The following is a 17,281-nucleotide window of genomic DNA, read 5'->3' as shown; positions in this document are numbered from 1 at the left end:
GGAGAGGAAAAATATTCCGCCGCCGGTCGTACTAAAAAGCGCACCAAGAAGAACCAGAGCTTTGATTGGCTCCCCGATGGCCCCTGGAGCATTGAGGGCAAGCTAGACCCCAATTTCCGGGATTGGTTGGCGAGGAACTGGCAGAAGCGTTACGGAGGGGACTTCCACGACAAGCAGGCGGATGTGTTGGCCCATTTCAGAAAAGACCCGGCTAATTTGCCCATTCGGTGGGAGCAGTATCAGAAGGAGTTCATTCATCGGGTGGAAAATACCCAAATGCGCCTCGCTAACGGCTGTCAAATCCCTGAAGACCAGCAACAGAACCTAATCACCCATCAACGGGCAGTGACGGCGGTTCTACCCCCAGAAATTAATCCCGTAGCGGTGGTTGCTACTCAGTCGCCGGTGCTTGTGCCTGGTGTGGAGGAGGTTACTAGGGGTTTGGAAGGTGTAGAGCCGGTGGCGGACTTATCCTCTAATAAAAATCTTGAGGAAGCCGAGCTGGCCCCTACTGAAACCTGTTCCCTGGTCACTGACTGTGAATCCTCCCCTTGGGAAAGTGAAAGTCCCACCGAGGAACCGGAAGCCGTTGCAAACTTATCTCCTAGTAAAAATTCTGAAACTGAATCTACTCCCACTGATAACTGCCCGGAATACACCATCCTTCCCGATGGTACTCGCTTGAAGGTGTTTAAGCGTCAGCCTGAACCGGAGCCGGTGGCCCCAGAGCAAGCCCAAGCATTCCGGCAAATGATGCAGGGTTTATTCAAGAGTTTTGGTGGAAAGCGGGAGGTTTGCCCTAAGCCCCAGTCTGAACTGGAACGTCTCAATCAATGGCTCTACGACCCGGCCCTACGGGAGGAAGCAATTCACTATGCTCGGCGGGCACGCAGTGTGCCTTCGGCATCGCCAAATTACAAATACTGCTCCGAAACTGACCAAATTATCCACTGTGAGGAGTTCTAGCCATGGAACCCTTAAACACCTCGACCTATTTGCCGGATGTGGGGGATTCACCCTGGCCGCAGAACAAACCAGAGGAAAAATACAAACAACTCAGTTTGTTGAAATCGACCCCGACTGTCACGCCATCCTTCAGCATCACTGGCCCCAGGGTGAAAATAAAACTTCGATGGCCCTTACCGGAAGTACGCCCCCGGCGATCTCGAGGCCAGGGTAGTGGTTATATCCGACTGCACTATTGTGAAAAACAGACCCGCTCCGGCAAAAAATCCTACGAGCAGTACTACTATCACTACGAACTGGAGGTAAAGGGGAAACGGGTAAAACGCTCTGCCTATATCCCGAAGGATAAGCTTGATGTGGTGGAGGAATGGGATAGAAAGAAAGTGGATGTAGTCCTCATTCTGCAATATCTTGGCAAGGCGACGGACTAATTAAACCCAACAACGGCGATCGATTAATCCCGTCCGGCGAGTTGGTGCGGATTTGTTAGTTAACCCCTAGTAATTTTTGTTGACTCTTGGTCTTATGCCGACAGCTATGTAGGCTTTTAATCAAGAATGAACGAAATCAAGAAATAAAGAAAAGTTGGAGTAGGTTAAATCGAAATTCCTGGAAAGCTTGTTTTTCGGGGAAATAACCTGCTCAAGACTAACTAACGAAATAACGAAAGCAAGACTTAAAGCAAAGATAGAAACTTGGCAGAAAGAACGAATTAACGAAAAAAAGAAATATATTAGTGAGGTCACTCTAGACTTTCCCCATGCTCAAAACGGCCTATATTGTCTGCGGCAGTCCCGGTGCCGGCAAAACCTTCTATGGCAAAGAACTAGCCAAACTGAAGCAAGCTATTTTCCTTGATATTGATACAGCAACAGAACGCCTTGTCCGGTTAGCCCTCCAACTATCAGGTCAAGATCCTAATGATCGTGACAGTCTCTATTTCAAGAGCAATTTTCGGAATCCAATCTACGAGCAGTTATTTGACATTGCCCAAGATAATTTGCTTTGGAACGATGTGGTCATAACAGGGCCTTTTACCAAAGAAATCAAAGATCCAGATTGGGCTAATAAGTTATCAACTCGTTTGGGAGTTCCCGTTCAAGTTCATTATGTTTTTTGTCCACCCTCAATTCGGCAAGCCAGAATCAGAGATCGTAATAATCCTAGGGACTTAGCCAAGTTGGCCTCTTGGGAAGATTACCTACTTTATTACGAGGCGGAATTGCCACCAGCTTGTGAACATATCTTGGTTGATAATACTCTTAATAAAGAAATCAAGAAATAAAGAATTCTGATATGGGCACAAATAGCTTAATCTAGGGTCATAGCAATAAATAACGAAAACAAGAAAACACGAAATGAAGATAATCGCCGTGACTGGCTACAAGGGGGGAGTTGGGAAAACCATCACCTCGATTCACATTGCCCGTTACTTAGCCGACAAGGGAAAAGTGTTGCTAATCGACTCTGACCCTAACCGTTCGGTGGAGAAATGGGCCGCCCGTGGGGAAAAACAACCCTTATTTAAGGTCAAAAATGAAAAGTCTGCTCCAGCCCATATTGCCGGGAATGATTTTTTGGTTTTGGACACCCCCGCCCGGCCCGATAGTAATGAACTCAAAGAAATTAGCCAAGAGGCCCATCTAACAATTCTGCCCTGCGTGCCGGATGCCATTAGTCTTGACCCCATGCTCCAGATGTTTCATGATTTGTTCCCCGGTGCCGTTTACCGAGTTTTGATTACGATTGCCCCTCCTTACCCTAGTAAATCAGCAGATGAGTTACGCTCTGTTCTTGCTGAAAATCAGATCGAAGTTTTTAAGGGATTTATCCGACGCTCTGCTTCGGTGGTTAAGGCCATTGATATGGGAGTCACCACTGCGGAAATGAAGGGACGAGATCACTACCCCTGGCAAGATTACAAAACCATCGGCAAGGAAATTATGGAGGTCATCAATGGGACGGCTCAGTAAGGTGTTTGACACGGCTAAGGCAGAATCCGTGCCAGAGCCAGAAATAACGAAAGCAAGAAGTAACGAATTCGTTAATCTTAATTTTAAGGTAACTCCAGAAATGCGCCGTAAGCTCAAACAGTATGCCGCCAAGCACGATCTATCCCTAAAGGAAGTTTTTGAAGCGGCTCTGGATTTTTACATTGAGCATCATCCTTGACCTAAAAAAACACTAGGGGTTCAGGCAAAGTGCCAAAATTTTTTACTAGGGGTTTCAAGTGATGACTAAAAAAATTACTAAGGGTTTGGAATGAAAGATAACCGGTATTCTCCTGACTGGCCCCAGTTAGCCCTGAGCAAAAAGCAGTCCGTTAATTGGATCTGTGAACGGTGCGGGGTGCAATGCCTCAAGCCTGGGGAAGGGAAGGGGTTATTAAAGGAGGAACGGTATCGGCTCAGGATGGCAGTTCATCATTGTGATTATGATCCAAGTAATAACTCCCCCAGTAATTTGATGGCTTTATGCTCCCCCTGTCATCTTTATTACCACCGCAGGCAACGGGGGAATGTGACTCCAGGGCAGTTATTGCTGTTAAGATAATTAAAGGAAAAAAGTATTTGTTAAGTGCTATTGTAGAATCTGAAAGACGGCTACTTTTTGAGTATATATATTCCAAGTTGGGCTGGTGCTCATGCAAAAGTTCTACTGTTTGTTATACAAAGAATTAATTTCGTCACTCGGATAACCCTGGTTGACTGACAAAAGATGATTGGAAGTAGCCGAATGCCTTGTGGTGAGGTAGTTTTGGGTACTGTATGGAAGAAGGGGGAGCCAGCGTTCTAACCTTAGATACCACTCAAAAGCGTGAACACTGTGGAAAAACTCCCCCCTCTACAATGCCTTGAACGCCTTGCTTGGTCAATCCGTGCCCTGGGCACATCGAGGTCATTTAACGACCTGTCTGTGGATGGTGATAGCCTTGCTTCAGCGAGGGGAAGTTAGCCTAACGCTGTGGTTACCCTATATTCCGTGTCGAGGGGTGCAGGCCCAAAGTAAACAACGGCGTTTGAGTCGTTGGCTACACAATAGTCGTCTGAACGTGCACCGCCTATACAAGTCACTGATTCAGGCAGCATTGGCGGATTGGCAGGAAGAGATTTTGTACCTAAGCTTAGACACTTCGCTGTTTTGGGACGAGTATTGCTTGGTACGCCTAGCGGTTGTCTACCGAGGTCGGGCATTGCCCGTGGTTTGGCGGGTACTCAAACACCGCAGTGCCTCCATTGCTTTCCGTCAGTATTGGGAGATGCTCTATCAAGCCGCCAACCGATTGTCCCAAGGAGTGAAGGTAGTCCTGCTCGCCGACCGGGGTTTTATTCACACCGATGCGATGACCGCTGTCACGACCCATTTGGGGTGGCATTACCGAATTCGGCTCAAGCGAAATACTTGGATTTGGCGGGCTGGCCATGGATGGTGTCAATTTAAAGACATTCACCTTCAGCGTGGGGAGGCATTTTGCTGGCACAACGTTAGGCTCCATAAAGGTGACTACTATGGCCCAGTCCATGTGGCTTTTGGCTGCAACAACGTCAATGGGGAGTTTTGGGCTATTGTTCAGTGATGAACCTACTTGTCTGCACACCATCCAAGAATATGGCTTGCGTTTTGATATCGAAGAGGCTTTTCTTGATGACCAATCCAACGGTTGGAATCTACAGAAATCTGAAATTCGTTTCGTTTGCGCTCTTTCTCGCCTTTTCTTCCTTCTGGCACTTGCCACCCTCTATGCCACTGCCCAAGGGGTAGAGGTCTTTGCCACCGGCAAGCATCGTTGGGTCGCTCCCCATTGGTTTCGCGGCAATAGTTACTTTCGCATCGGCTGGGATTGGCTCAAAACTTCATTAGAGCAAGGCTGGACACTCATTCGTCATGTCCGTTTTACCCATGCTCTAGATCCCCAACCTGCTATGGCTTCTCGCAAATTGCATCACCAGCGCATTTATAGTATTGAGTTTAAAATCAATATTTATTGCTATCCTGTCGATTAGTTTTGTCAGTCAGCCAGGTTTTCAACATTCTCTGGAGTCAACTATATTTGTTATTAGATTTATTCTCTTACAACTGGGTAAACTAATGATAACCCTGACCAGTCCTGGAGACAGTACAGAACTGCCATTGATTGCTACTGATCATTTAGGCATTGTAATCCGCATAAACACCGCATTTGAAGAAACCTATGGTTGGTCTGCGGCGGATCTGGTTGGGCAACCGTTAACACTTATTTTACCGAGCTATTTTCAAGATTCCCACCACTTGGGCTTTGCTCGCTTTAATACAACGAGCATATCAACAATTTTGAATCATCCGCTACAACTTAAAGTTGTTACCAAAGATCAGCAAGAAGTTGACTCTGAGCATTTTATTATTGTGGAAAAGCAAGGCGAACAGTGGATATTTGCCGCAACTCTACGTCCTTTAATAACAGAAGAAAATGAAGAAAGGACTATTTAACTTTCTCTTCCCCACTTTCCCCACCCCTCATTTAATGTGATTAATTCGGGAACCTTAATTACTAAAATCGAAGAATTGCAATCCACATTAGCCAAGATGGACATTGCCCTGGGCACTGTGGATGAGGCAATTGTTTGGACGGATGGCACTGGTCAAATTCAATGGTGCAACACGGCGTTCGATCACCTAATGGGAAAACTACATATTTTAATTCTTGGCAAAAACTTAGTAGAACTTTTGCCACTACACAGAAATAGTCAACCTCTTGAAGTTAGCCACCATCCCTTCACCATCATTGTGGCGACCCAGCAGAAATTTACTGATCACTATGAATTTAACCAAAATGGGAAATGGTTACATTTAGAAATTATGACATCTCCACTAATGAATGCCCAAGGAGCGGTATTAGTTATTCGGGATATTAGTGATCGCCATCTTCAGGAGCAAACACTTCAACAGTTAAATGAAAATTTAGAAAAAAGAGTATTAGAACGGACCCAAGCAGTTAGCTTAATTAATAATAAATTAGAACAAGAATTAAGGGAACGAAAAAAGACAGAAATTGCTCTAAAAGCGACCACTTCACGACTGGAAGCCCTGATCCAAAACTTGCAAGCAGGGGTATTAGTCGAAAATGAAAATGGCAAAATTGTCTTAGTTAATCAAGTATTCTGTGACCTCTTTGGCATTGACGTTCCTCCGGAAAAACTGATTGGATTCGATTGCCGACAATCAGCCCAGTTTGCCAAAATCCTCTTTGAAGATCCAGAGGCATTTATCATAGGCATTGATAACATTTTACAGAACCGGCAAATCGTCACTAACGAAGAATTGAGATTAAAAGATGGACGCACCTTTGCCCGTGACTATGTCCCCATTGAGGTGGGGAACCATCACGATGGCCGCCTATGGCTCTATCGAAATATTACCCCTCAGAAGCAAGCAGAAGTCTCCCTGCGGAAACAATATCAGCGCACGTTACTGCTCAAAGAAATTACTGAGGAAATTCGGCAAAGCCTCGATCCTGTAAAAATTTTTCAAGTTGCTGTCAGTCGTTTAGGACAAACATTACAGGTTAGTCGTTGTATTGTCCATCTCTATTCAGATATGCCCCAGCCCCATCTAACTTGTGTGGCTGAATATCTCATTCCGGGTATGACTTCCATGCTCGATCTTAATCTACTGATCGCCGACAATCCCCACCTATTGCGAGCTTTAAATCAAGATGATGCCGTACAAGTTGACAATCTAAAAATGGTACCAACAGCAGTCCCGTTACAAGATTTCTATAATCAACTGCAAGTATATTCTCTCCTGATTATTCGTACTTCTTATCAAGATAAAACAAATGGTCTTTTAATTCTTCATCAATGTGATAGAAGCCGTTCTTGGAACACTGAAGAAGTGGAGTTAGTAAAAGCTGTGGCAGATCAAGTAGGAATTGCCCTAGCTCAAGCCAAATTATTAGAACAAGAAAGGGAAATTCGTCAACAATTAATAGAGCAAAATAAAGCTTTAATGACGGCCACAAAAGCCGCAGAAGATGCCAACCGAGCCAAAAGTGATTTTCTGGCCACCATGAGTCACGAAATTCGCACCCCCATGAATGCAGTGATTGGCATGACCGGGTTATTGCTAGATACGCATCTAAATACCCAACAGCAACAATTTACCGAAACCATCCGCAGTAGTGGCGAAGCCTTACTTAGTTTAATTAACGATATTCTTGACTTTTCTAAAATTGAGTCGGGACAATTTAAGTTAGAAATCCATCCCTTTGAAATTCAGCAATGTGTCGAAGAATGCCTGGATTTAGTTGCGCCCCAAGCCTTTGCAAAAAAATTGGATTTGGTTTATCAAATCGAGCCCCAGGTACCTATGGCGATATTGGGGGATTTAACACGGGTGCGACAGGTATTGGTTAACATTCTAGCTAATGCGGTTAAATTTACTACAAGTGGATCAATCCAGGTAAGGGTTTCTGCCACTGTGGCAAACCAGCAACAGAATAAATATACTATTCAGTTTTCGATTAAAGATACGGGCATTGGCATTTCTCCCGATCAACAATCGGCATTATTTAAATCCTTCAGCCAGGTGAATACATCGATCGCCCGTAAATATGGGGGCACGGGTTTAGGACTGGCCATTTGCAAACGACTCACGGAAATGATGGGGGGGCAAATTTGGGTAGAGAGTTATGGGGAGATCGCCGGAAATCCCCCTGTTGACTGGGCAAAGACATCGAAAAATAACCCACTGGAGTCAACAGGCGCAACATTTTACTTTACGATCACAGCTCAAAGTACAACTATTGTACGGAGACCAAATGATCTGTCTTGTCAGCTCTCCCTAGCAGGCAAACGATTATTAATCGTGGATGATAATCAGTTAAGTTGTGAGGGGTTAAAACAACTGGTTACAGCATGGGGTCTGCAAGCTCAAGCAACAACTTCAGGTTGGGAGGCGTTTAGTTGGTTGCGTCAAGGAGAATGTTTTGATCTGGCGATTATCGATCTACAAATGGAGGAAGTAGATGGGTTACAACTAGCGGAAGCCCTACGGACACTACCAACGGGGGAATCGTTGCCCCTGGTCATCTTAACGCCCTCCCCAACAAGTTTAGCTGAGTTAAGCGCCCGCACCGATATTAGTATTGCCGCTTGTCTATCCAGTCCCATAAAAAAATCGCTGGTATATGAGGTGCTTTGTGAAGTCTTTAAGGCTGATGAGACAGACAACTCTCTATTTAACGGTGATTGGAGATCCGGTATAACCGAGGCGGTCAAACGAACTTGTTCCCCCCAAGAGCGAGAAGCAAGAATAAAAACCCTCAGCCCGTTAAGAATTTTGTTGGTGGAAGATAACAATATCAATCAACGGGTGGCATTGTTGATGTTAGAAAAACTAGGTTATCGCCCCGATATTGCTGGCAATGGGTTAGAAGCATTACAAGTGCTTCACCAAGCCTCCTACGATGTCATTCTCATGGATGTGGAAATGCCGGAAATGGATGGTTTAAGTGCCACCAAAGCCATTCGTCAAGACTTTCCCGCCGATGAGCAACCTTGGATTATTGCGGTGACGGCCTATGCCATGCAGGGCGATCGAGAAACTTGTTTGGCCGCCGGGATGAATGACTATATCACCAAGCCAATTCGGGAAAATGATTTACTTGATGCCCTACAGCGGATCGATTTCTCAGTTTTATCGTTAACAAAAAATAAGCCAGCACCCTTGTCGGAACCAGTGGTGAATGTGGGACTAGTAAATCCCGTTCCTGAGGTTTTGAAGGCTGATCAGCTAGAAGAGAACCTAGTCTTGGATCTATCCATTTTGACGGGGATTCGTGAGATGGCAGGGCCAGACGGAGCAACCTTTTTGCAGGTTATTATTGGGGATTATTTACACACAACCCCCTCTTTGCTAGAAAAACTCAAAACGGCGATCGCCGCCCAGGAGATTGATACAGTGCGAGCTACAGCCCATAGTCTGGGGTCAAGCAGTGCTAATTTAGGGGCAGTGGAATTTGCCAAACAGTGTAAGCAGCTTGAAAATTTGGCTCGCTCTGGCATGTTATCGGGGGTTGATGGACAATATATCCAGTTAGAGAAGGAATATGAGAAAGTGAGTCAAGCATTGGCATTGCAACTAAATCCAAATTGACGATGACTGAGACTTCTCCGACGGTTGATGAACAGCGATCCCCCCTAATATTAGTTACCGACGATGATAATTCGTTGCGTTCCCTGTTAGTGATGGCATTACGGGCGGATGGTTATGTCATTGAAGAAGCCGTCAATGGGCAGGAATGTCTGGCGAAATACCAACGGTTACAGCCGGATTTGGTGATTTTGGATGCCATGATGCCAGAAATGGATGGCTTTACCTGTTGTCAGCAATTGCGACAGTTTCCCCAAAGCCTAAACATCCCCATTTTGATGATTACCTTTCTCGACGATCGTGAGTCCATTGAACAGGCTTTTACCGCAGGGGCAACGGATTACATTACTAAACCGATTCACTGGTCAGTGCTGAAACAACGGGTGCGATATCTGCTCTCCGCTTCCCAGTCTTTGAAACAGGGGGCGATTCAACAGCAACAATTAGACCGTCAACTAATCTGGCAGGAGGATTGGAGTGAATTGTTAGCTCAATTGGCAGCAGTGAAATCGTTAACGACGGATCTGGTTTCTGGGTTAGAACCATTGCGGGAAGGTTTAGGTATTGATCGTTTCGTGGTTTACGGTGCAGATTTGACTCCCCAGTTAGAATCCGTGGCGGCTAACTCCCCTTCGGCCCTGAATTATTCTTTATTGGATCTAGGGTTAAATCAATTGTTGCCATCGGGGGAAATTTTGGCGATCGCCGATATTCCCCAAAGTTCCCTGTCCCCAGCGAGTAAAACAAAACTCAAAGATCTCCAGACTACCGCATTGTTACTGATCCCCATCGGTTCCTCATCCAAACCCCTCGGTTGGCTAGGTCTGTATCGTCAATTTACCGGGGAATGGGACAGTTTTGTCCAAGGGAGATGTCAGGATTTAGCTAACCTTTTCGCCCTGGTCATGGGGTAGTAGTAACTGGGCGGCGATCGCCTTACGGTAACGGGTTGTTACCTGCTCCAGACATTCCAACAAAAACAAATTTCCTTGATAGTAATCCTCTAGTTTCTCCTGTTGGGAGCCAGTCAATTGCCAGGGTTGCCCAAATCCTCGTTGTTCTATCAGCATTTGTCGCCAAGCCTCACACCAACCATGGCCCTCTTGTTGCCACCAGGTTAATTGTGTATCTAAATCTTGGCTTGATGCGGGTAAGCGTTGTTTGAGACGATGGAGCGAGCCCAACAACGGCGCTGTTAACGTAAAACGATTTTCTAAATCCAACCCAAACCCAAGCTCTAATAATTTTTCTAGGGTCGGTTGCTCAATTAACCTTTCCCCTAAATGTAAAACCCGCAATAGGGCCAAATCTAAGGCCATATCGGGAGCTAAATCTCCCACAATTTTAGGGTCAAGGGCAGACGCTAAATTCAACTCTCTCCCGCAAAACAAACCGAGATAAAATGCCCGAACAGCCGCAGATAGGTAAGGAACATCTAGGGATTCCGCTTTAGTCGCCACATGCTGCAAAAATTGCTGTAGTCCAACATCATTTCGCAACAGACCATCAATTTGCGATTGGATTAAGCGGAGTAGTTTTACTGGATCGGGTAACATTTCCACGGTTAATAAAATCACTTCCCGCCACTGGGGCATCATCACATGATCCGCTAATTCCTGTAACGATAGGGTGGGAAACTCGCTGGTGGAATCCACTACAATTTTGCGAGCAGTTAAATACTCTTGAAAGGTTAAATGGGAAAAGGCATAAACCCCTTTGGCCATTTGTACGATAATCCCCTGCTGAATTTCCATTTCTTTGAGCAAGGTTTCACTATTCAACCATAATGCGTCCAAATCATCATCAGCATTCGGTAGGGTACTTAAAAAATCTAAAATAATTTGTAATAGCTCCTCTTGTTCAATTAAATACTGCCCTTGCTCAAAGGCGATCGCCGCAATGGTACTTAACAATTTCAACTTATCCAATAACGTTAAATTTTCATAAATCTGATCACGTTTAATGCCTCTGGTTTGATCCCAGCGAGTTAATAAAATTGCTAATGCTTCCTGATAAAGGCGGGAGCGTTTATTGGGAAATTCGGAACGAGCCAGAAAAACCGAACAAAGCAAGGCTAATAAAATGGGGGTATGGGCCAACTCCTGAATAGCCTGATTATCCTGGCGACTCAGGGTTTCTAAAAATTGAGCTGCTTTTTGCTCCCCCTGCTCGGAATCCTGTAAAGTAGCGCTAAACCACCGTTGAGTAAATTGTTGAATCTGTGGGGAACTAAATCCAGCCAATTCCAAATGGGTAAACCCTTGAAAATAATAGTTTTGAGAGGCGGAGCGACAACTAATAATGATTTTATTTTGATGATATTTTTCGGTAAATTGATAAATTTTTTGATATACAAAATCAGCTTTTTCTACGGAAACTTCATCAAAAGCATTGAGCAAGAGCAGGAGCTTATGCTGTTCAAAAAGGTAGTCAACCTCTGCTTCAGATAAAGCTGCTTGCCTCAGAATGTGCTCTAGATAACTGAATAAATCAGCATTTTCATAGGCTTCTATGAACTCTACAAAACTGCGTAAAGAAACAAAAATGGGTAACAGGTCAAAGCCCGCACTTTGCCCATAACATTGCAAAGCCAAATACTTTAAAAAGAGGGTTTTTCCCGTCCCAGGCTTGCCCAAGACCATAACATGATTATGCTGTAATACCGACTCTAGGGCGGAGACTGACTGCTCCCGTTTAGAAGTTGGAGCTAAACGTTGATTGCTGAAAGTATTAGCCCGCAAACCCGTTAGTGAATTTTGTTGAGCTAACCATTGTTGATCGGGAGCAAAGGGAAAAACTTGAACATCTACATAAACTTCAGTTAATAAAAGAGATTGGTTACTATCGACATAGGAAGGAAGACGACTGCACCAGGTATCGACTAGGACTTTGAATTTTGTTTTGATTATCGCTAAATCAGGGACATCGGGGATCGTGGTAGTCTTAAGGGATTCATCCGTTACTGGCCTGTCGACTGGTTCCGTTGCTTTAACTTTTTCAAGCGGAAACGTTGGTAGATCAGCAATGTCTTGCCAGTCTAAATCCAATTGAAAACAGATTTCCATAAAAATATTGCGGTCAACCGGGCGACCGGTCAAAAACTTCCACACGGAATTACGGGTGGATAAACCCGCTTCGATCGCCAAATATTCCTGGGTCCAGCCCCGGCACAACATCGCCTGCTTGGCTTGGGCTTGCCCATCTGGTGAAGCTTTAAGGGAACGTTTTGCCATGTTTACAATGATAGAGAATTTTTGGAACCCATTTTCAAGAAGTTAGACATTGGCTTAGGCCTAAACGTAAATATGGGTGAGAGACAGTAGATATAGGCGGTTAAACGGCAACCACGAGTTCACCTAAACACTGCCTTTGTTCTCTAACTCCTTGGTGATTACCTATGGCTAGCACTATTCAACTGATTGAAGTTCCCCAAAGCTTTTGTCAACAGGAAGTTGCATTTATTCAGTCCCAATTGGCTGAATGGTTTGAGGCTGAGGCGCAAGTGGGTCGGCTGGTGTTCGATTTTGCTAAGACCCGTGTGTTGGACAGTGCGGCGATCGTTTACCTCCGCCAATTGTCACAACAAGCAAAGGATAAAGGGGTTGAATTATTGGGGTGGAGTTTACGCCCGCAACTGAAACAGGTGCTGACTCTAGCAGGAATTGATCAATATTTCACCTTTACTGAAACAACCAATCAAGTCTTTGGCGATAATGTCGATGTAGCTTTTGATCAACAGGTTCATCCTTCTGTCATTTCCAAAGGGAAACGGTTATTAGACATTGTCGGTGCATTGGTGGGGTTGACCATTACCTCCGTCCTCTTTATTCCCCTGGCGATCGCCATTAAATTAGATAGCCCTGGTCCGGTACTGTTTAGCCAAACCCGCTGTGGTTATAAGGGTCAACAATTCAAAATCTGGAAATTTCGCTCCATGGTAACCAACGCTGAAGCCCTGAAGCATCAAGTTGAGAATGAAATTGATGGTGCTTTCTTTAAAAATACCAACGACCCCCGCATTACCAAAGTCGGCAAATTTCTCCGCAAAACTAGCCTCGATGAATTTGCTCAGTTCTGGAATGTTTTAATCGGCGAGATGAGCTTAGTCGGCACCCGTCCCCCCACTTTGGATGAAGTTGCCCAGTATAACTCCCACCAGAGCAATCGCTTAGAAGTGAAACCCGGCTTAACCGGAGAATGGCAAGTTAATGGTCGCTCTACAGTCTTAAACTTCGATCAAGTTGTGGAAATGGATCTTAACTATCAGAAACGCTGGAGCTTGGGCTATGACATCAAACTAATTTTGAAAACCATCCAAGTCGTTTTTTCAAAACGTAGTGGCGCTTGCTAGGTAGGTTTGTCTCAAAGTAGCACCGCAATCGTGCCAAAAATCTCTTCGATTCTAGGGGTCCGTGAGAAAAGTAATGGGGTTTTAGGTACAGGTCCAGAAACGTTAAACAGACAATTGCATAGATATCAACGCAAATGCCGTCTTGGGATACTGAGAATAAGAAGATGAACTCTACACCCGAGTGGGTGAGAAGCTTCCCCCCCCCGAACAGTCGGAAGGTTGGACAATTTATGCCAATTAGCCCATCGTCAGCAGTACATACCAATCATTTAGAAGCATTGAATAGTGCCCTACAACGGCGACAAAACCACTATGCCAAGGAACTGGAGGGGTTGCAGAGAGCCCTTAATGTCCAGAGGTTGCTTCACAATTGAACTCGTCCCTATGGAAGTCTGAGGAAAAATACCACTCCGGCCATGGCTATGGGATTTATTGACCGCCCTGTTCAAATTTCAGAAATCCTGACGTGTAGAGGTTTTCATCACCTCACTCCTTAAGAAGACAGTGCCCGTTGGGCCATTTTAGCCATTCTGTATTTCTTTAACATAAACCTAGTTCCAACTGGGTTTATTTTAAGTATCCCGTTTTCCGATCGCCGTGTCCCGTTTTGTTTTATTCCAGTTGGTTTGGGGTTTCCTGAAAAAGTTGAAATAAAGAGGAATTTTCCACAATAGGTATAGAGGGGTCATTAACAGGGTGGTAAAGGGCAGTATTTCCTGGGCTGCCTTCATCCAAGCCAGCAAAATTGCCATTCCCAACATGGCCCCAGCGATGGTCGCTAATAAAAGGGGCAGATAACTGTCACTTGCCAAACTTGCTAGTAAACTGACGAAAGCGTAAGTTAACCAGAGTAAAACTAGGAAAGAGATGGGCGGAATGCTCAATTCTCCCACCAGAGCCAGGAGATCCAGACGAACTTGCCCAATAGCGGCTTTCAGCAACCGAGGAGCTTGGCTAATAAAAGTTTTTAAATGTCCGTGTTCCCAGCGGGTTCTTTGTTGTATAGCGGTGTCCTGGGCTTTAGGAAGTAACCCCGTAACCAGGGCCATGGGACAAAACAGGGGGGCATAACCAGCGATCGCCAAATCCAGTCCCAACTGCATATCTTCGACAATATTATCGCTGGCCAGGGGGGCATTCTTGAGAATCGTCCAGGGGAAAGCCATGCCAGTGCCTGTGAGGAGGCAGGGGGCACCCAGTTGACTTAATCCGAGGGGCCGTACCCAATTTTTTACCAAAAAAGCAAAGGCGGAAAGTCGATCCTTAATGCTGGGTTCTGCGGGTGTAGCCATGACATAACAGCTTTGAATCGGTCGCTGTCGTTGCGCCGCCATGGTGGTTAGTTGTTCAATACAGTTTGGATGAACGTAACAATCTGCATCCATAAGAATAACAATGTCCGGTTCCCTGTGTTGGGCTAGGTACTGCACCCCATAATCCAACGCATAGCCTTTGCCCCGCTTTTCTTGATCAATTCTTTCAATCACTGTAGCCCCTTCTCTTTCGGCAATAATAGCCGTGGTATCGGTGCAATTGTCCGCTACCACCAGTAAGGTATCTGCGGGAGTAAGCTGGGGCTGAATACTTTGCAATGTTTCCGCAATGACCTGGGCTTCGTTGTGGGCAGGAACCAACACCGCAACCCGCAATCCCGCTGGCGTTCTGGCTTGATTACCTGGAACCGCCTGAGTTCTTTCCGAGGGAGCTAAACAAGCTGCACCACACTCCAACAACAGAATGGCACTGGGCACAAGGACAACAACGGCGATCGCCGAAATGAAAACGGTGATGAGCATAGCGGCAAGCTGAGAACTGAGAGGAGAATGAAACGAGACCTGTGGCAATGTTAGATCGTTTAAGTTATCCAACACTCTAATCGCTATAGGACAGGGCGATCTTCCCTCAAAATTTCCCCATTCTTTGGCTAGGCAACCCCGAAACACCTAAACGGTCCGAGAATCAGCAGTAGATAACTGAGGATAAGCAGGCTCAGACAGAAGGGTTTGCAGTTTGTACTGTAACACCAAGGCAAAGAACGGTAGGCTTTCCACCAAGTAACGCTTCCATAACCGCTGAGGTTCAGAGGCTAAGCGGTGGAGCCACTCCAACCCGACTTTGCTCATCCATTGGGGGGAACGGGCTTTTTCACCCGCTTCGAAGTCGATGGTAGCGCCGATCGCCAGAAAAATTTTGATATTGGGCAGTTGATGACGATATTTAGCAATCCACTTTTCTTGCTTGGGAGCCCCAAGACCCACTGCTAACACGGTGGCACCGGATTGTTTGATGCGCTCTAGAATGTAGGCACATTCTTCAGGATTTTGCTCAAAGCCGAAGCTAGGGGAATAGGAATCAACAATCATCTCTCGGCCTACTTTTTCATTGATTTTTTGGCGAGCGCGATCGGCTACCCCTTCTTTAGCACCGAGCAGAAAGATTTTGGTATCAGTATTGTCTTTGTTGTATTCATAAAAAGCAGGAAACAAGTCAGAACCAGAGATTTTCTCTTTAATCGGTGTACCTAACAGTTTGAGAATGTATTCAATGATTTTGCTATCACAAACTCGGTAATCTGCCACTTGGTAAACCTCTTGCAGCTCAGCATCTTCCTGCAACTTAACCATGTGATCCACATTTGGCGTAACCACAAATCCACCACGCTTATTGAGATCTTCAAGTAACTCAACCATGGAGTAGTTATGGATCGTTGTGTTGAGAAGCGTGATGGAATTCATTGCTTAGCCCCGGTGTTTTTTTGATGACACTTTCATCTTCGAGCAGGACTGTTTAAGCTCATGTCTATGTTTTGTTTACGCACCGTATAACTTTATGATCGAGCTTTATATTCAACAATCGTCGCTGTTTGTTTGGTGAGGCGGAGCCAGTGAAAACGCAGTTGGCCAATGAACTGGGGAAATTTGGCTAGCAGACAGGAAGTGGCATAGAGCCAGGCTAACTGGGCGGATAATCCTTGTTGCTGAAAATACCGTGCCGTTTTATAGATAATCAACGGGTAACCCAACAGCAAAACTAAGCTCAGACCGAAAGTGGGGCAACTAGATCCCAGACTGACAACTGGAATGATCAATGCCCAGAACCAAATACTGCGGCTTTCTTTAACCCAATGCTTCTCTGGTGGTTGACCATGGAGCCACGCTCCTTCGGCAAAGGCGAACCCAGCACGAACATGGCGTTTCCACCACTGGTGCCAATGCAACATGTTGGCATCATGCCAAGTCATTTCGGTATCCAAGCGCCAAATTTGCCACTGCTGTTGTCGCAAACGTACACAGAGTTCTGGTTCTTCCCCAGCAATTAATCCCTCGTTAAATCCCCCTACCGTTTGAAATGCTGTCACTCGCACCATGGCATCTCCGCCGCAGGCTTTCGTCTGACCCACAGGCGTATCCCATTCCAGATCGCAGAGCTGATTATAAATTGATTGCTCCGGGTAGCGTTCCCTGCGCCGACCACAAACCACGGCGATCGCCCTATTCTCTTCTAAAAACTGATAGGCTGTTGCTAACCAATTGGTAATAACTTCACAATCACCATCAACAAACTGTACATATTTGGTACTTCGCTGTAGTTCTAATAATTTGGCCAAGCCAGCATTGCGGGCCCGGGCGGCAGTGAAGGGTTGCGCTAAATCAAGACGGACAACCACAACATCGAGAGATTCTGCAAATTCAATACTGTTATCGGTGGAGCCGGAATCAACATAAATAACCAGGCCAGCTTCTACCACCGATCGCAGACAGTCCTTGAGGCGATCGCCTTCGTTGCGCCCAATAACGACAATTCCTAAATCTTCCATGGTGGTTAGTGGAGGTT

16 protein-coding genes and 2 pseudogenes are annotated in these 17,281 nt (G+C 45.5%); 14 read left to right on the top strand and 4 right to left on the bottom strand.

The genetic code is table 11. The features are described 5' to 3' along the window. The 12 genes and pseudogenes from H6G46_RS11145 to H6G46_RS11090 form a co-directional block, all read left to right on the top strand. On the top strand, positions 1 to 966 hold a 966-nt coding region (locus H6G46_RS11145; protein WP_190759858.1), incomplete at its 5' end, for a hypothetical protein. Next, positions 893 to 1,054: pseudogene (locus tag H6G46_RS18755) on the top strand (hypothetical protein); the annotation flags it as partial. The gene H6G46_RS11145 and the pseudogene H6G46_RS18755, both read left to right, overlap by 74 nt. Further along, positions 1,005 to 1,397, top strand: a complete 393-nt coding sequence (locus tag H6G46_RS11135) for a hypothetical protein (protein ID WP_223211236.1) — start codon at positions 1,005 to 1,007, stop codon at positions 1,395 to 1,397. The pseudogene H6G46_RS18755 and the gene H6G46_RS11135, both read left to right, overlap by 50 nt. 329 nt (positions 1,398 to 1,726) lie before the next feature. Beyond that, positions 1,727 to 2,251, top strand: coding sequence for an ATP-binding protein (locus H6G46_RS11130; protein ID WP_011153604.1), 525 nt, complete (start codon positions 1,727 to 1,729; stop codon positions 2,249 to 2,251). 73 nt (positions 2,252 to 2,324) lie between these two features. After that, the gene (locus tag H6G46_RS11125; RefSeq protein ID WP_011153603.1) at positions 2,325 to 2,939 is read left to right on the top strand and encodes a ParA family protein; all 615 of its coding nucleotides are present in this window, start codon (positions 2,325 to 2,327) and stop codon (positions 2,937 to 2,939) included. Further along, complete coding sequence (locus H6G46_RS11120) at positions 2,923 to 3,138, top strand: hypothetical protein (RefSeq protein WP_011153602.1); 216 nt, start codon at positions 2,923 to 2,925, stop codon at positions 3,136 to 3,138. The genes H6G46_RS11125 and H6G46_RS11120 overlap by 17 nt, the downstream gene beginning before the upstream one ends. 90 nt (positions 3,139 to 3,228) lie before the next feature. After that, positions 3,229 to 3,519: an HNH endonuclease gene (locus H6G46_RS11115; protein ID WP_011153601.1), complete on the top strand. Its 291-nt coding sequence runs from the start codon at positions 3,229 to 3,231 to the stop codon at positions 3,517 to 3,519. 301 nt (positions 3,520 to 3,820) lie between these two features. Further along, entirely contained in the window at positions 3,821 to 4,543 is a 723-nt protein-coding gene (locus H6G46_RS11110; protein ID WP_143705300.1) for a transposase, read from the top strand. After that, the gene (locus H6G46_RS11105) at positions 4,515 to 4,970 is read left to right on the top strand and encodes a hypothetical protein (protein WP_011153599.1); all 456 of its coding nucleotides are present in this window, start codon (positions 4,515 to 4,517) and stop codon (positions 4,968 to 4,970) included. Before H6G46_RS11110 ends, H6G46_RS11105 begins: the two co-directional genes overlap by 29 nt. Before the next feature lie 85 nt (positions 4,971 to 5,055). After that, positions 5,056 to 5,433, top strand: coding sequence for a PAS domain S-box protein (locus H6G46_RS11100; RefSeq protein ID WP_011153598.1), 378 nt, complete (start codon positions 5,056 to 5,058; stop codon positions 5,431 to 5,433). 36 nt (positions 5,434 to 5,469) lie between these two features. Beyond that, complete coding sequence (locus H6G46_RS11095; RefSeq protein WP_011153597.1) at positions 5,470 to 9,099, top strand: response regulator; 3,630 nt, start codon at positions 5,470 to 5,472, stop codon at positions 9,097 to 9,099. Positions 9,100 to 9,101: 2 nt separating this feature from the next. Next, the gene (locus H6G46_RS11090) at positions 9,102 to 10,010 is read left to right on the top strand and encodes a response regulator (protein ID WP_011153596.1); all 909 of its coding nucleotides are present in this window, start codon (positions 9,102 to 9,104) and stop codon (positions 10,008 to 10,010) included. On the opposite strand, the gene H6G46_RS11085 is transcribed toward H6G46_RS11090, so the two are convergent. Continuing rightward, positions 9,978 to 12,329: an NACHT domain-containing NTPase gene (locus tag H6G46_RS11085; protein ID WP_011153595.1), complete on the bottom strand. Its 2,352-nt coding sequence runs from the start codon at positions 12,327 to 12,329 to the stop codon at positions 9,978 to 9,980. The two genes, H6G46_RS11090 and H6G46_RS11085, sit on opposite strands and share 33 nt — an antisense overlap. A gap of 164 nt (positions 12,330 to 12,493) precedes the next feature. Here H6G46_RS11085 and H6G46_RS11080 point away from each other — a divergent pair, with 164 nt between their 5' ends. After that, on the top strand, positions 12,494 to 13,447 hold the full coding sequence (locus tag H6G46_RS11080; RefSeq protein ID WP_011153594.1) for a sugar transferase: 954 nt from the start codon (positions 12,494 to 12,496) through the stop codon (positions 13,445 to 13,447). Positions 13,448 to 13,683: 236 nt separating this feature from the next. Further along, positions 13,684 to 13,944: pseudogene (locus H6G46_RS18485) on the top strand (IS1 family transposase); the annotation flags it as partial. Positions 13,945 to 14,019: 75 nt separating this feature from the next. On the opposite strand, the gene H6G46_RS11075 reads toward H6G46_RS18485, so the two are convergent. From H6G46_RS11075 to H6G46_RS11065, 3 genes are all read right to left on the bottom strand, one after another. Then, positions 14,020 to 15,243, bottom strand: coding sequence for a glycosyltransferase family 2 protein (locus H6G46_RS11075; RefSeq protein WP_041428260.1), 1,224 nt, complete (start codon positions 15,241 to 15,243; stop codon positions 14,020 to 14,022). A gap of 147 nt (positions 15,244 to 15,390) precedes the next feature. Continuing rightward, positions 15,391 to 16,137 (bottom strand): WecB/TagA/CpsF family glycosyltransferase, encoded by a 747-nt coding sequence (locus tag H6G46_RS11070; protein ID WP_242018672.1) that lies wholly within the window; start codon positions 16,135 to 16,137, stop codon positions 15,391 to 15,393. Positions 16,138 to 16,274: 137 nt separating this feature from the next. Further along, entirely contained in the window at positions 16,275 to 17,264 is a 990-nt protein-coding gene (locus H6G46_RS11065) for a glycosyltransferase (RefSeq protein ID WP_011153591.1), read from the bottom strand. Positions 17,265 to 17,281 lie beyond the last annotated feature (17 nt).

Source organism: Synechocystis sp. FACHB-908, from assembly GCF_014698595.1.
GTDB lineage: Bacteria > Cyanobacteriota > Cyanobacteriia > Cyanobacteriales > Microcystaceae > Synechocystis.
Note: the sequence above shows the minus strand (reverse complement) of the source record. Positions and strands in the feature narration are given on the sequence as shown.

Bases quoted from the DNA above. Each gene is read 5' to 3' on its own strand.
- H6G46_RS11125 (WP_011153603.1), top strand. From the start codon at position 2,325: ATGAAGATAATCGCCGTGACTGGCTACAAGGGGGGAGTTGGGAAAACC.
- H6G46_RS11080 (WP_011153594.1), top strand. From the start codon at position 12,494: ATGGCTAGCACTATTCAACTGATTGAAGTTCCCCAAAGCTTTTGTCAA.
- H6G46_RS11090 (WP_011153596.1), top strand. From the start codon at position 9,102: ATGACTGAGACTTCTCCGACGGTTGATGAACAGCGATCCCCCCTAATA.
- H6G46_RS11085 (WP_011153595.1), bottom strand. From the start codon at position 12,329: ATGGCAAAACGTTCCCTTAAAGCTTCACCAGATGGGCAAGCCCAAGCC.
- H6G46_RS11105 (WP_011153599.1), top strand. From the start codon at position 4,515: ATGGGGAGTTTTGGGCTATTGTTCAGTGATGAACCTACTTGTCTGCAC.
- H6G46_RS11075 (WP_041428260.1), bottom strand. From the start codon at position 15,243: ATGCTCATCACCGTTTTCATTTCGGCGATCGCCGTTGTTGTCCTTGTG.
- H6G46_RS11070 (WP_242018672.1), bottom strand. From the start codon at position 16,137: ATGGTTGAGTTACTTGAAGATCTCAATAAGCGTGGTGGATTTGTGGTT.
- H6G46_RS11065 (WP_011153591.1), bottom strand. From the start codon at position 17,264: ATGGAAGATTTAGGAATTGTCGTTATTGGGCGCAACGAAGGCGATCGC.
- H6G46_RS11115 (WP_011153601.1), top strand. From the start codon at position 3,229: ATGAAAGATAACCGGTATTCTCCTGACTGGCCCCAGTTAGCCCTGAGC.
- H6G46_RS11130 (WP_011153604.1), top strand. From the start codon at position 1,727: ATGCTCAAAACGGCCTATATTGTCTGCGGCAGTCCCGGTGCCGGCAAA.
- H6G46_RS11100 (WP_011153598.1), top strand. From the start codon at position 5,056: ATGATAACCCTGACCAGTCCTGGAGACAGTACAGAACTGCCATTGATT.
- H6G46_RS11120 (WP_011153602.1), top strand. From the start codon at position 2,923: ATGGGACGGCTCAGTAAGGTGTTTGACACGGCTAAGGCAGAATCCGTG.